The following is a 14,138-nucleotide window of genomic DNA, read 5'->3' as shown; positions in this document are numbered from 1 at the left end:
TTTTATATATTGTTCTTCTACGGGATCTATTTGTTCTTTTTATCTTTTTGCTGATTTGTATCAGTCTTTGGTTTTGTAGCTGAAGTGGGTTTAGTTGTTGCCTTTTTCACTTCTTCCTTTTTAGGTTCTGCTTTTTTAGTTTCAGTTTTGGCAGTTACCTTTGGTTTTTCCTTTGCCGTTTCAATAGTTTTAGGTTTTTCCTTTTCAGGTTCTTTTTTAACAACCGTTTTTGCCGGCTCAGGCTTAGTAACTTTCGGCTTTGCAGCACTTACAGTTTTTTTCTGCTCATCCGTTCGTTCATCAGCCGCATCAATAAGCGATTTACCAATTGCAGCTCTAACTAATGAATCGGTTACCTTTCTACTTAAGCTTAAACTATCTACTGCCGTTAGTTTCCTGGCTTGTTTTGCGATTAAAGTCGAATCACGCCTCTCGCAAACAATCTGATTCGTGTATTTTATGTTAATGGTCCGGTAGGTTTCCCAACCAACCTGTGGCATCGCTTTTTTGTAAAAAACCAACAAGTTTTTCATTTTAATATCAAGCGAATCAGCGTTTCCCAAAATGATACGTTGGTTTCCAACACGCGGAATAAGTTCAATATCATTTTTAGAATCAACCGTTATTTGTTCAATCTGATTATCCCAAAGCGTATCGCGTTTTATAAACTGCGCCGTTTTGTATAAATCCCTCGCCATCTGCGTTCTCAGTGTATCCACACGAATGCCAAACACCTCTTGAATATTACCAGTAGCAACAAGCACATTGGCTGTAAAGTTTGGCGAAATCGGCATTTTCAAACCATCATTATCAATATAAAAATCCTGACCGCTGGAGTTTAAAATCCTTAAAATTGGCTGGCGTTGTTTTATCTCGATATTTAATACCCCATCCATATCAACATAAACTTTAGCAAAGCCGATATATGGATTAGCCTGAAGTTTTTGCTCTATTTGATGAATGTTTATCTGTTCCAAATTCCGACCAACCAACACACCTTGATCTTCCCTTAAAATTTGATCAACTTCTTCTCTTTCGATAAAATTATCAGCCCCAGGAATTAAAATTTTAACATTTGTACATTTAACGGTTTGCTTTTTAACATTGATAAAACTTAGAAGCACCACCACGCCCGCCAGGCTAACGAGCCAGGCAAACCCAGTAAAAATTGCGCTCCAGTTTATTCTTTTATGCATTGGTTAAAATATTTTTTAATGGCTCTATCAAAGTATCAATATCACCTGCACCTACAGTCAAAACCAGTTCTAGCTTGTTATTTTTTATATATTCAACTACAGATTCTTTATTTATTATTTTTTTGTTGTCCAAACGTATTTTATCCAACAAAAAGTTTGAATTAACACCTTCAATCGGTAACTCTCTCGCCGGATAAATATCCAACAGTAACAGTTCATCGGCTGTGCCTAAAACACTGGCAAATTCATCAGCAAAGTCTCTCGTTCTCGTAAATAAATGCGGCTGAAAAATTACCGTAAGTTTTTTCTCCGGATATAATTGTCGAACCGCATCAAAGCAAGCTTTTAATTCTTCGGGATGATGTGCATAATCATCAATATAAATCTGCTTACCGTTATTTACAATATATTCGAAACGACGTTTTACGCCCTTAAAATTTGCAACAGCTGCTTTAATCTTTTCGGCAGCTATACCAAGTTTTAAAGCAATTGCTATGGCAACCGTTGTATTGGCAACATTGTGTTTTCCTGGCAGCATTAAGCTTAAATCTTTTATTGCGCAAGAATCATCAGTATAATCAAACACAAATTTTGAACCTTCGACTCTTAAATTTTCTGCTCTGGCCGTTGCAGAATTACTTACTGCATAGCTGATGCTTTTTTCTAAAGGCAAGCCTTCATGCGCAAATAAAATTCCATTTTCTTTAAGTTGCCCTGCAAACAAATGGAACGATTCCTCTAAATGGCTTTTATCACCATAAATATCCAAATGGTCAGCATCCATTGAAGTAATAACTGCAATATCCGGATGTAACGTTAGAAAAGATCTATCGTATTCATCAGCCTCTACAACCACAACATTATTCTCACCGAACAATACATTACTATTGTAATTACTCGTAATGCCACCTAAAAATGCGGTACAATCGTAACCTGTATCTTTTAAAATGTGTGCAACAATTGATGAAGTTGTGGTTTTGCCATGCGTACCAGCGATGGCAATGCAAAACATGCCTTTGCTGATGATACCCAAAACCTCAGAACGTTTCTTTAAACTGAAACCTTTATCAATAAAATGATTTAAAATCTTTGAATTTTTAGGAATTGCAGGTGTGTAAACAACCAGACTATCATCATGCTTATCCAAAAATGCACATGGCAAAGCGGATGCTTCATCGAGATAAGAAATCAGAATCCCTTCTTGCTCTAATGTTTCAGTGAGTTTAGTTCTGGTTTTATCGTACCCGCAAACCACCAAACCACGCTTAGCAAAATAGCGGGCAAGCGCACTCATACCGATACCACCGATACCCACGAAATATACCCTACTTATTTTACTTAGTTCCATATTTTGATTTACGATTTTTGAATTACGATTTACGTCCTGCTATTCTTTTTAAATCTTTACTCTTTACTCCTATATCCTTATTCTTACTTAATCAACTTCAACACTTCCTTCGCTATAATTTCATCGGCCATTGGAAGCGCCATTTTACCGATGTTTTCTGATAATGTTTCGCTGTGTGCTTTGTCTTTTAATAATTTCAAGGCTTCGGTTACCAATGTATCTTCCGCAAAGCGATCGTTAATTAACATTGCCGCATTATTTTTTACTAATGCTAAGGCATTTTTAGTTTGATGATCTTCAGCAACGTTCGGTGATGGCACCAATATTACTGGTTTTTGTATCATACAAAGTTCGGCGATGGTACCAGCTCCAGCCCTGCTGATGATTAAATCGGCAGCAGCATAAGCCAAATCCATTTTATTTAAAAACTCCAGTATTCTAACGTTCGGGTGGTAATCTAAACCCAATCGCTCGATAATTCCTTTATAATAAAACTTTCCGGTTTGCCAGATAACCTGAACATCTTCTTTTAAAATTTCTGGCAGATGTTTTTCAATTGCCTTATTTAAAGTGCCGGCACCTAAACTACCTCCGGTTACCAATATTGTTTTCTTCTGCGGATCGAGTTTCAAAAGCTCAGCACCCGAAAAGTGTTTACCTTTAATATCCACAACTTCACCTCTTACCGGATTACCCGTTTTCAGGATTCTGTTAGCGGGAAAGAAAGCATCCATATCATCAAAAGCCACACAAATTTTTGAAGCTTTTTTACCGAGCCACTTGTTGGTTAAACCAGCGTAAGAGTTTTGCTCTTGAATTAAGTATGGAATCCCTTTCAATGATGCAGCATATAAAAGTGGTCCTGAAGCATAACCACCAACACCTACTACAGCATCTGGTTTAAAGTCATTTATCAATTTCATCGCTTTGCGAACACTACCCATTACCATAAAAGGCAGGGCAAGGTTTTTCACAATAGAACCGCGTTGCATGCCACTAATGTTTAAGCCAATAATTTTATATCCGGCAGCTGGAACTTTTTCCATTTCCATGCGACCGATTGCGCCCACGAATAAAATTTCACAGCCGGGCACAATGCGTTTCAATGCATTGGCAATGGCAACGGCGGGAAAAATGTGCCCGCCTGTGCCACCTCCTGATATGATAATTTTTGGGGAATTATTCATTTGTTATATTTAATTATTGAATGAATGAATTTTGAATGAGTGAATGTTTCCAATAAAACGTACATTCTCTAATTCAATGAATCAATCATCCTTTCATTTGTTATTTAATTATTGAATGAATGAATTTTTGAATGAGTGAATGTTTCCGATAAAACGTACATTCTTTAATTCAATAAATCAATCATCCTATCATTTGTTATTTAATTATTGAATGAATGAATTTTGAATGAGTGAATGTTTCCAATAAAACGTACATTCTGTAACTCAATAATTCAATCATCCTTTCATTTGTTATTTAATTATTGAATGAATGAATTTTGAATGAGTGAATGTTTAGAGTAAACTACACATTCTTTAATTCGATAATTCAATCATCCTTTCATTTATTATTACTTACCGTTTTTCTAGCCCTAGCAACAATTGCTAAGATTTCATTAACTTCTTTTAACAATAGTTGAGCTTTCAAAGAATCTGTAATACTTGATTCCGTCAAAATCTCAATCCAAAAAGCTGTTTCATCAGCCTCTTCAACAACTATGCTAAGCTTTGCAAAAAACTCAGCTTTTGATCTACTTCTGCAAGCAGCTCTGTAATTAGCGCCGACAGATGATGCAGAACGAATAAACTGTCTTCCAATTATTCTTGATTCTTCAGTTTTTGGCAGTGTTTGATAGAATGTTATCGAATCTAAAACAAACTTCTTAGTTCTTGCTTTTACAGCATTAACAAATTCAATTTTATTTGCATCTCCCATTTTTTTTAAATTAAAATTCAATTATTTAAAATTTGGGATGCTTCGATTCAATCATTCTCTCACACAATCATTCGCTAATTCAATCATTCACTAATTCTCTCATTCAATATCTCTAAGCCATTGCCGGAATCTCTCCAACAATAACCTTATTACTTACTTTAGTTTTATCACCTGTTGTTTTGCCGGCTACATTTTCTTCAACATCGCGGCTCACACTTAAAATAATTCCGAAAGCCACACTGGTAAAAATCATGGATGTACCACCCATACTTACTAAAGGAAGCGGAACACCTGTTACCGGACCCAAACCTACCGCAACCGCCATGTTGGCAAAAGCTTGAATAGTTAAACTAAAACTCAGCCCTGCTGCAAGCAATGCACCAAATGCCTTGGGCGCTCGGGTTACAATTTTTATACATCGATACAAAAGCACCAGGTAAAGCATCATAATCACAATTCCCCCAAACGTTCCCCATTCTTCAATAATAATGGCAAAAATAAAATCAGAATAAGGGTGCGGAAGGAAATTACGCTGTGTGCTATTACCTGGTCCTTTACCAAAAACGCCGCCGGTTGCCAAAGCAATTTTTGCCTGGTCGGCTTGAAAACTTTTATCAGAGTGTACGAGTTCCGGATGTAAAAAGGTTCTGATACGTGATTTGTAAGTTTCACTTCTTGGACCTAAAAACCCTACCAATAACAACAACACTAAACCGCCTGCACAAACAATTGAAATCTGTTTAATGCTAATCCTTCCAATAATCAAAAGCAAGATACTTACACCGAAAAGCATTAGTGCCGTAGACATATTTGCCAATGCGATTAACACGAACACTGTACAAACGGAGGCCATAATCGGAATAAATGATTCTCTCAAATCTTTAATATTCTCTTGCTTTTTGGTTAACATCCTGGCTAAAAAAGTAATCAGTGCCAGCTTAGCCAAATCGGAAGTTTGAAAGGTTAAACCGATAACGGGAATTTTAACCCAACGGGATGCATCATTCAAATTTGTACCGAATATTAATGTATAAAGTAATAGCGGAATGGTTACAATCATTAAAATCTTCGATATTCCGGCATAATATCTATAATCAAGCAAGTGGGAAATGTAAATCATCCCAATACCCAACATTACAAAAATTAGGTGTTTTGTTAACAGAAGCTTTTCTACCGCTTCACCCTTTTTATAGGCTAAAGTTCCGGTAGCACTGTAAACAGCCATTACTGAGATAAGCGAAAGCAGGATGATGATTAACCAAATCCATCTATCGCCTTTTGTTTTATTAAGTAGAGCTTGCAACATTTTGTTAACCTCCTTCTATAATTCTTTTACTGCCGCCTTAAACTGGTTTCCGCGGTCTTCATAATTTTTAAACAAATCGAAACTTGCACATGCTGGCGATAACAAAACCGCATCGCCACGTTTTGCCAAGTGAAAAGCAATTTGTGCAGCTTCTTCAGCCGAAAAAGTATTTACAATTACTTCTACATCATCTTCAAAAGCATCGTGTATGCGTTTATTATCTTTTCCTAAACACACAATTGCCTTTACTTTGCTTTTAACCAAATCCTTAAGCATGCTGTAATCGTTGCCCTTATCAACACCTCCCATAATCAATACTACATCAGTGGTCATGCTTTCAAGCGCATACCAGGTCGAATTCACATTTGTAGCCTTACTATCGTTGATGAAATCAATTCCAGAAATTTTAGCGACATGCTCCAGGCGATGCTCAATATTTTTGAAATTACCCATACTCTCGCGAATAGAATCATTTCTTAACTCTAAAACCTTAGCAACAATGCCCGAAGCCATAGAGTTGTAAATGTTGTGCTTGCCTTGCAAGGCTAATTCTGAAATAGACATGGTTAGTTCGTTATTTGGTTCAATGTGTATGTGTATTGTATCGTTCTCTAAATCTGCTCCCTCTTTTACCTTTTTTTGGATAGAGAATGGTAATGTTTTTGCCAGTGGCTTTATGTTTTGCAATGCTTTTAAGCTTTCCTCATCATCAGCACAATAGATAAATGTATCCTGTGAAGTCTGATTTTGGATGATGCGCATTTTTGAAGCAGCATAGTTTTCAAGCTTGTAATCGTATCTATCTAAATGATCGGGTGTGATATTTAGCAGAACCGCCACATCAGCCTTGAAAGCAAACATATCATCAAGCATGAAGCTTGAAATCTCCAGCACGTACCAATCGAAGTTTTCGGTGGCAACCTGTCCTGCAAAACTTTGTCCGATATTTCCTGCAAGACCAACGTTTAAGCCTGCATTTTTTAAAATATGATAAGTAAGTAAACTGGTCGTTGATTTACCGTTCGAACCAGTAATACAAATCATTTTAGCATCGGTATAACGTCCTGCAAACTCAATTTCAGATACTACCGGAATACCTAATGCAACCAATTTTTTAATGATTGGTGCTGTTGATGGAATACCCGGGCTCTTAATTACTTCCGTTGCATTTAGGATAAGTGCTTCAGTATGCTTTTCAGATTCAAATGGAACAGCCAATTTTTCTAAAGCAGATTTATACTTATCAGCAATTACACCGAAATCAGAAACGAAAACATCGAAGCCCTTTTGTTGAGCCAATTTTGCGGCACCAACACCACTCTCGCCTGCACCCAAAATTACAACACGGCCCTGCCCTGCCATTGCTGACTGACGATTGGTTGCTGTATTTTGATTAGTGCTCATTTCTTTTTGCTGTTTGTTATTCAATTATCGCCCTGCGACTTTATACTTTTTACTTTATACTTTTTACTAAAACCCTATCTCAATTTCAAGGTTACAATCGTCATAATGGCAAGCATAATTCCTATAATCCAGAAGCGGGTAACAATTTTTGCTTCGTGATACCCTTTTTTCTGATAATGGTGATGCAATGGCGACATCAGGAAAATCCTTCGGCCTTCGCCAAATTTCTTTTTTGTGTATTTGAAGTAGGAAACCTGCATAATCACCGAAACCAACTCGATTAAAAACACGCCACATAGAATGGGAATCAATAATTCTTTACGAATCATAATGGCGAACGAAGCGATAATTCCACCTATTGCTAAACTTCCTGTATCGCCCATAAAAACCTGAGCCGGATATGAATTGTACCACAGAAAACCCACACAAGCACCTACAAAAGCACCGGCAAAAATCATCAACTCACCCGAATTCGGGATGTACATAATGTTCAGGTAATCGGCAAAACCTGTGTTACCCGACACATAAGCCAAAATACCAAGCGTTGTTCCAATTACTGCAGATGTTCCTGTGGCGAGCCCATCTATACCATCCGTAATATTTGCACCATTTGATACCGCCGTGATGATGAAAACTGTGAATACAAGGAATACAAGGAATGCGTATTTTTCGTAGCCAGTACCTAAAAACTTAAGCACTTTAGCATAATCAAACTCATTATTCTTATAAAAAGGAATATTTGTTTTTGTTGATTTAACATCCTGTGTATAGTAGAAAGTTTCGCCCTTTTGGCGTAAAACCATCGGAACAGATGAAGTATTTTTCACATCATCTTTAACCGTTTGGCGAACGACAATATTTGGATGAAAATACATGGTACAACCTACAATAATACCTAAACCCACCTGACCAACAACTTTGAATCTTCCGGCTAAGCCTTCTTTATTCTTTTTGAAGACTTTTATGTAATCATCTAAAAACCCGATTGCGCCCATCCAGATGGTGGTGATAATCATCAGGATTACGTACACGTTCGCGATATTCGCAAACAATAATGTTGGAATCAAAATACCAAGCAAAATGATGATACCTCCCATTGTAGGTGTACCTTGTTTTTGCATTTGTCCTTCGAGGCCTAAATTTCTTACCGTTTCGCCAACTTGCTTTGCGTGCAGATAATCAATCAATCTACGTCCGTAAACCGTGGTAATGATTAATGATAAAATAATCGAAACGGATGCACGGAAAGTGATGTACTGGAACAACCTTAATCCAGGTATGTCGTAATGCTTATGCAGGTATTCAAATAATAAATATAACATTAGCTGCGAGGGTTTAATTGTTCAAGTAAAATTTCCTTATCATCGAAGTGATTACGCACTCCATTTATTTCCTGATATTTCTCGTGTCCTTTTCCGGCAATCAAAATAATATCTCCGCTTTGCGCCAAATGGCATGCCGTTTTTATGGCTTCTCTTCTATCTAAAATGGATAAAGTTTTACGCTTATTGCTTGGCGAAACGCCAGCTTCCATATCATCGATAATGCTTTGCGGCTGCTCGGTACGTGGATTATCAGAAGTAAGGATAACTTTATCGCTCCAATCGCAGGCAACCTGAGCCATTATCGGACGTTTGGTTTTGTCTCTATCTCCTCCACAACCTAAAACCGTAATCACCTGCTCATTGCCCTTTCTGATATCGGCAATTGTGTTCAGTACGTTTTGCACCGCATCTGGTGTGTGGGCATAATCCACAATCCCGATAATTTTATCATCAGATACGATATAATCAAAACGTCCTTCAGCACCAGTTAAACGACTTAATAATGTAAGCACCTTCAATTTATCCTGCTCTAATAAAATTGCTGTTCCATAAACGGCAAGCAGATTATAAGCGTTGAAAGAACCGATTAATTTGAAGTATACATCTTCGTTATCAATATCCAAATGCAAACCAGCGAAGCCATTTTCAATAATTTTAGCTTTGAAATCTGCAAGCTGTTTTAATGCGTAAGTTTTTTTGTGCGCTTTCGTATTTTGCAGCATCACCATACCGTTTTTATCATCGATATTGGTTAATGCAAAAGCCGATTTCGGTAATAAATCAAAGAATGTTTTCTTAGCTTTTAAATAAGCATCAAATGTTTTGTGAAAATCAAGATGATCATGGCTGAGGTTAGAAAATACAGCCCCAGAAAAAGTTAAACCTTCGATTCTGTGTTGAGAAACCGCATGCGAACTGACTTCCATAAAGCAGTAATCGCAGCCTGCATCTACCATATCTTTAAGCAGTGCATTTAAAGCAATTGGATTTGGAGTAGTGTGTGTAGCAGCTACAACCTTATCATTCACAAAATTTTCAACCGTTGAGATTAGTCCGGTTTTATAACCTAAATCTCTAAAAAGCTTATATAAAATAGTTGCAATTGTAGTTTTACCATTTGTTCCGGTAATGCCAACAAGTTTTAATTCTTTTGAAGGATTGCCGTAAAAGTTGCCAGCCATAATACCAAGCGCAACAGAAGTATTATCAACCTTGATGTAGGTTACATTATAATCTTCAATTTCCGGCAGGTTTTCGCAAATAATGACCGCAGCACCTTTCGTTACAGTTTGCTGAATATATTGATGACCATCGGCAGCTGTTCCTACAATGGCAAAGAAAACATCGTCTTGTGCAACCTTACGCGAATCAAAATGAAGCGCAGCAATTTCCCTATCGGTTTTGCCAACCAATTCTTTAATCGTTACACCGTATAGTAAATCTTGTAATTGCATGCTTTTTTTTATTTTTAAATGAATGAATTAGTGAGTTTTGAATGAATGAATGTGTTGATGGTTGCTCATTTTCATTCTATAATTCACTCACTCTATAATTCATTAATTCACTCATTCTATAATTCATTAATTCTATCAATCATTCATTTTTTTAATCTAATTGTATATCAACCAATAATCCTTTGCCAACTTTAACTCCGGCCTGAACAGATTGCCTTATAACTTTTCCAGACCCTGATACCCTTGTTTTTAATCCGGCATTACCTAAAAGATAAAGCGCATCTTTTAATCCCATGCCTGATACGTTTGGCATAACGCCTTTGCGCTCACTGTTCTCCTGGAAAACTGTACCTGCACTTGTATCGATAATGTTGTAATATTCAGATTTTGAAGCAAAAAGTGGCTTAAATCCAAATGCTTTATATACTTTATGAGTGGCTTTGCTTTGTCCGGCCTTTGTTGGCGGATTACCGATATTGCCAACTAATCTAGTGGGAACATCGTTATACATCTGCATATCACTCGCATAAATTCTATCCGCAATTTCCCTGAAAACCGGACCAGAAACCAGTGCACCATAATAAGCCCCTTTTGGATCGTTAATAACCACAATTAGCGAATATTTCGGTTTATCAGCAGGAAAATAACCTACGAAAGATGCTTGATATTGTTTATTTGCCTTATACCCTTTATTAGCATCAGCCACCTGTGCTGTTCCGGTTTTACCTGCGATTTTATACAATGGATTGTAAACAATTTGCTTTCCGCTACCCTCCGTTACCACACCTTCGAGCATTTTTTTAATCTTGCTTAACGTTTCATCCGAGCAAATCTGGTCGTTAATCACACGAGCCTTAAACTGCTCAATCGGATTACCCAATCTTCTGATTTCCTTTACAAAAATTGGTGCTACATATTTACCATTATTGGCTACCGCATTATAAAACGAAAGCATTTTTAACGGTGTTAACTGCATTTCATAGCCGTAAGCCATTTGAGGCAAAGTCATGTTCTTATTCCAGCTTTTGTTTGTTTTAGGATTTTTAACAACCGGCATTGCTTCGCCAGGAATCTGAAGTCCCATTTTCTCATTCAAATGCCAATCGTAAAGGTGATCGGTAAACTTGATTGGATTTGCACCATAATGCATATTAATCAACTTAGCAATAGCTGCATTTGAAGATTCCTCAAAAGCTCTTTTAACCGTTACTGAAGTAATAACCGGATGCGAATCGGTAATTAATTTGCCCGGAATCTGATAATACCCAGTTCCAATCATGGTATTTGTATCCACTAGCTTATCTTCAAGCAAAGCCATGTAAGAAGCCAATTTAAATGTCGAACCCGGATCTTGATTACCAGCTATCGCGTAGTTAAATTTCTCTTTATAAACACCTTCCTCAATTTTTGAGAAGTTAGCTACCGACCTGATTTCTCCGGTTTCTACTTCCATTAAAATAGCCGTTCCGTGGTCAGCTTTAGTCGCTATTAACTGTTTCTCTAATGCATTCTGCACCAAATCCTGCATGTTTACATCGATGGTAGAAATAATATCTGCACCATCTTTCGGCGCAACTTCTTCTTCATCATTTACCGGAACATAAACGCCTCCAGCAATACGCTGCATTAATCTTTTGCCCGTTTCACCATTAATATATTCGTTGTAAGCCCCCTCTAAACCCACACCATTTTTAACGTTTTCATTTTTATAACCAATGGTACGGGCAGCAAGCGCCTTAAACGGCAGTATGCGTTTGTTTTGTTGCACAGCGATTAAGCCACCGCTAAACTTGCCAACATTGTATAAAGGAAAAGTTCTTACGGTTTTTAAATCGGTATAACTTACCCTGCGGCGAATCAATAAATAACGGGCACTATCAGCACGTCCCTTGCGAAGCATTCTCGAATAATCCTTTGCAGATTTATCCTGGAAAATCCCTGCAAGTTTCATCCCTAAAGAATCAACCTTTTCATTAAAAACCTTATCATCAGCAATACCGCCCGCAAACATATCCATGCGCAATTCATACTCAGGTACAGAGGTAGCCAATAAACTGCCATCATTAGAATAAATGTTACCACGAGTGGCTTCAACAGCCATATACCTCGTTGAAAGACTATCCGCCATTGCCTTCCACTTATGCCCTTGTATAAACTGCACCTGCCCAAGGCGTAAAACTACCGCCAAAGCAAAAAGCACAATTAAGCCAAATGCCAGATATACACGAAGCAGTATGTTTGCTCTAATATTCATCGCTTTTAACAATTATTTTTTTTGGAGGTTCGATTAATTCTTTTATCCCGAGGGTATCAACCTTTTTGGCTACTTCTGTCAGTTTACTTTTAAACATCAGTTCAGCCTTCATCGACTTATACTCCCACCTTAATTCTTTTACTTCTTTATTTAACTTATCAATTTTGCGTACATTGTTTACTGCAAAATGGCTGTTAGCGATGTAAATCATACCTAAAAAAGCCAGAAAACACAAAAACGGCAATGCATCTGTAGCCGCTTCTTTTGATATTACACCCTCAATAAAAAACTTACCGATAAAAGTATCTGCAAACTTTTTCTCGTCTTCAGATTTTACCCTTTCAGGTTTTACCTTTTCCGACTTAGCCTTTAATTCTGGCTCAGGTCCTAATTCATCATCATCAATATCTTCCCTAAACCTGTTCATATCTTTTCCGCTATTCTTAATTTTGCACTACGAGCACGGTTATTTTGCGCAATTTCTTCTTCTGTAGCTACAATCGCTTTACGGGTAATCACATTAAATGGCTTTTGCTGGTTTCCAAAGAAATCTTTTTCTACTTCTCCCTGAAATTTTCCTTTTGCCATGAAATTTTTGACCGGTCTATCTTCCAATGAATGATAAGACATCACCACCAAATGACCTCCTGGCTTTAGAACCTCAGCTGCTTGCTGTAAAAAGTTCTCCAACACCTGGATTTCTGCATTCACCTCAATTCTTAAAGCCTGAAAAACCTGCGCTAAATATTTATTTTCTTTTCCCTTTGGGATGTAAGCAGCAATTGCCTCCTTGAAACTATTAATATCAGTAAATGCTGCATCCAGGCGAGCCGTTACAATTGCTCTGGCAAGCGATTTTGCATTTTTCACTTCGCCGTAAATCCCGAAAATTTTATGAAGCTTATCTTCTGAATAGGTATTTAAAACTTCAGCCGCTGTTAAGCGACCGTTTTTATCCATACGCATATCTAAATCAGCATTAAAACGGATAGAAAAACCGCGTTCAGGAATATCAAACTGATGAGAAGAAACTCCCAAATCAGCTAAAATACCATCAACCTGTTTAAAGCCTTTTAAACGAAGATTATTTTTAAGGAAACCGAAGTTTTGATCGATAAAGACTAAACGTTCATCAGCAGGAATATTTGCCTGCGCATCAGCATCTTGGTCAAAAGCAATCAAGGTTCCATTTTTACCAAGATGTTTTAAGATTTCCTTAGAATGACCGCCACCACCAAAAGTAACATCAACGTAAACGCCATCAGGCTTAATATTCAAACCATCGATGCATGGCTGAAGCATAACCGGAACATGGTAATTATTCTCCATCAGCACCTCCTTTCTTTTCAACCATCACCTTTTGCGCTAATGCAGCAAAGTTCTCCGGAATATTATCAAAACTATCTTCGTAAGATTTTTTATCCCATACCTCGATTTTATCTAGCTGACAAGCCAAGACAATATCATTGCTTAAACCAGCGTATTCAGCAAGAGATTTTGGAATTAACACACGGCCAGCAGCATCAAGGGTAATTTCAGTTGCGCCACGGGTTAGGGCACGAACAAACATCCTGCTTTCAGCATCGTAAGGATTTAATTTACTTACTTCCGCCACAACATCATTCCAAACAGATTTAGGATAGATAACCAGATTTTTCTCAAAACCACGGTTAATAACAAAACCCTCTTTCTCACTTTCAGGCAATTGCTTCTTAAGCGCAGCAGGCACCATAAGGCGTCCCTTTGCGTCAAGTTTACAATCAAATTCTCCTAAAAGTTGGGTCATAGTGGTATTTACACTTTTTATGTAGTGTAAAAGTAAAGAGTTCTACCACTTTTTACCACTTTTTACCACAAAAAAGTTTTCCACATCATTTTTCTCCCACCGGAGACCTAAAACAAGCACTTAA

12 protein-coding genes are annotated in these 14,138 nt (G+C 37.4%); all 12 read right to left on the bottom strand.

Features of this window, described 5'->3' with window-relative positions:
• Nucleotides 1–26: 26 nt before the first annotated feature.
• Nucleotides 27–1,196 (bottom strand): cell division protein FtsQ, encoded by a 1,170-nt coding sequence (locus tag R2Q16_RS07230; protein WP_316736124.1) that lies wholly within the window; start codon nucleotides 1,194–1,196, stop codon nucleotides 27–29.
• A complete protein-coding gene (gene murC, locus R2Q16_RS07225; protein WP_316736123.1) occupies nucleotides 1,189–2,544 on the bottom strand; it encodes a UDP-N-acetylmuramate--L-alanine ligase in 1,356 nt (451 codons plus the stop codon). Before murC ends, R2Q16_RS07230 begins: the two co-directional genes overlap by 8 nt.
• Before the next feature lie 83 nt (nucleotides 2,545–2,627).
• Nucleotides 2,628–3,731, bottom strand: coding sequence for an undecaprenyldiphospho-muramoylpentapeptide beta-N-acetylglucosaminyltransferase (murG, locus tag R2Q16_RS07220; RefSeq protein WP_316736122.1), 1,104 nt, complete (start codon nucleotides 3,729–3,731; stop codon nucleotides 2,628–2,630).
• 379 nt (nucleotides 3,732–4,110) lie between these two features.
• Complete coding sequence (locus tag R2Q16_RS07215; RefSeq protein WP_316736121.1) at nucleotides 4,111–4,506, bottom strand: four helix bundle protein; 396 nt, start codon at nucleotides 4,504–4,506, stop codon at nucleotides 4,111–4,113.
• Between the two features lie 91 nt (nucleotides 4,507–4,597).
• Nucleotides 4,598–5,791: an FtsW/RodA/SpoVE family cell cycle protein gene (locus R2Q16_RS07210; protein WP_316736119.1), complete on the bottom strand. Its 1,194-nt coding sequence runs from the start codon at nucleotides 5,789–5,791 to the stop codon at nucleotides 4,598–4,600.
• Between the two features lie 15 nt (nucleotides 5,792–5,806).
• On the bottom strand, nucleotides 5,807–7,195 hold the full coding sequence (gene murD, locus R2Q16_RS07205) for a UDP-N-acetylmuramoyl-L-alanine--D-glutamate ligase (protein WP_316736118.1): 1,389 nt from the start codon (nucleotides 7,193–7,195) through the stop codon (nucleotides 5,807–5,809).
• Between the two features lie 74 nt (nucleotides 7,196–7,269).
• On the bottom strand, nucleotides 7,270–8,517 hold the full coding sequence (gene mraY, locus R2Q16_RS07200; RefSeq protein WP_316736117.1) for a phospho-N-acetylmuramoyl-pentapeptide-transferase: 1,248 nt from the start codon (nucleotides 8,515–8,517) through the stop codon (nucleotides 7,270–7,272).
• The gene (locus R2Q16_RS07195; RefSeq protein ID WP_316736116.1) at nucleotides 8,517–9,974 is read right to left on the bottom strand and encodes a UDP-N-acetylmuramoyl-L-alanyl-D-glutamate--2,6-diaminopimelate ligase; all 1,458 of its coding nucleotides are present in this window, start codon (nucleotides 9,972–9,974) and stop codon (nucleotides 8,517–8,519) included. The genes mraY and R2Q16_RS07195 overlap by 1 nt, the downstream gene beginning before the upstream one ends.
• A 151-nt stretch (nucleotides 9,975–10,125) precedes the next feature.
• Nucleotides 10,126–12,228 (bottom strand): penicillin-binding protein, encoded by a 2,103-nt coding sequence (locus R2Q16_RS07190; RefSeq protein ID WP_316736115.1) that lies wholly within the window; start codon nucleotides 12,226–12,228, stop codon nucleotides 10,126–10,128.
• A complete protein-coding gene (locus R2Q16_RS07185) occupies nucleotides 12,218–12,655 on the bottom strand; it encodes an FtsL-like putative cell division protein (RefSeq protein WP_316736114.1) in 438 nt (145 codons plus the stop codon). The genes R2Q16_RS07190 and R2Q16_RS07185 overlap by 11 nt, the downstream gene beginning before the upstream one ends.
• Nucleotides 12,652–13,557: a 16S rRNA (cytosine(1402)-N(4))-methyltransferase RsmH gene (gene rsmH / locus R2Q16_RS07180; protein WP_316736769.1), complete on the bottom strand. Its 906-nt coding sequence runs from the start codon at nucleotides 13,555–13,557 to the stop codon at nucleotides 12,652–12,654. Before rsmH ends, R2Q16_RS07185 begins: the two co-directional genes overlap by 4 nt.
• Entirely contained in the window at nucleotides 13,547–14,014 is a 468-nt protein-coding gene (gene mraZ, locus R2Q16_RS07175; protein ID WP_316736113.1) for a division/cell wall cluster transcriptional repressor MraZ, read from the bottom strand. The genes rsmH and mraZ overlap by 11 nt, the downstream gene beginning before the upstream one ends.
• Between the last annotated feature and the right edge of the window lie 124 nt (nucleotides 14,015–14,138).

It is taken from the genome of Pedobacter aquatilis, assembly GCF_032678425.1.
Taxonomy (GTDB): domain Bacteria; phylum Bacteroidota; class Bacteroidia; order Sphingobacteriales; family Sphingobacteriaceae; genus Pedobacter; species Pedobacter aquatilis_B.
The sequence above is the reverse complement of the archived record's forward strand: the minus strand, read 5'-3'. Positions and strand labels throughout refer to the sequence as shown.

Bases quoted from the DNA above. Each gene is read 5' to 3' on its own strand.
- R2Q16_RS07190 (WP_316736115.1), bottom strand. From the start codon at position 12,228: ATGAATATTAGAGCAAACATACTGCTTCGTGTATATCTGGCATTTGGC.
- R2Q16_RS07195 (WP_316736116.1), bottom strand. From the start codon at position 9,974: ATGCAATTACAAGATTTACTATACGGTGTAACGATTAAAGAATTGGTT.
- R2Q16_RS07210 (WP_316736119.1), bottom strand. From the start codon at position 5,791: ATGTTGCAAGCTCTACTTAATAAAACAAAAGGCGATAGATGGATTTGG.
- murG (WP_316736122.1), bottom strand. From the start codon at position 3,731: ATGAATAATTCCCCAAAAATTATCATATCAGGAGGTGGCACAGGCGGG.
- mraZ (WP_316736113.1), bottom strand. From the start codon at position 14,014: ATGACCCAACTTTTAGGAGAATTTGATTGTAAACTTGACGCAAAGGGA.
- R2Q16_RS07230 (WP_316736124.1), bottom strand. From the start codon at position 1,196: ATGCATAAAAGAATAAACTGGAGCGCAATTTTTACTGGGTTTGCCTGG.
- murD (WP_316736118.1), bottom strand. From the start codon at position 7,195: ATGAGCACTAATCAAAATACAGCAACCAATCGTCAGTCAGCAATGGCA.
- murC (WP_316736123.1), bottom strand. From the start codon at position 2,544: ATGGAACTAAGTAAAATAAGTAGGGTATATTTCGTGGGTATCGGTGGT.
- rsmH (WP_316736769.1), bottom strand. From the start codon at position 13,557: ATGGAGAATAATTACCATGTTCCGGTTATGCTTCAGCCATGCATCGAT.
- R2Q16_RS07185 (WP_316736114.1), bottom strand. From the start codon at position 12,655: ATGAACAGGTTTAGGGAAGATATTGATGATGATGAATTAGGACCTGAG.
- mraY (WP_316736117.1), bottom strand. From the start codon at position 8,517: ATGTTATATTTATTATTTGAATACCTGCATAAGCATTACGACATACCT.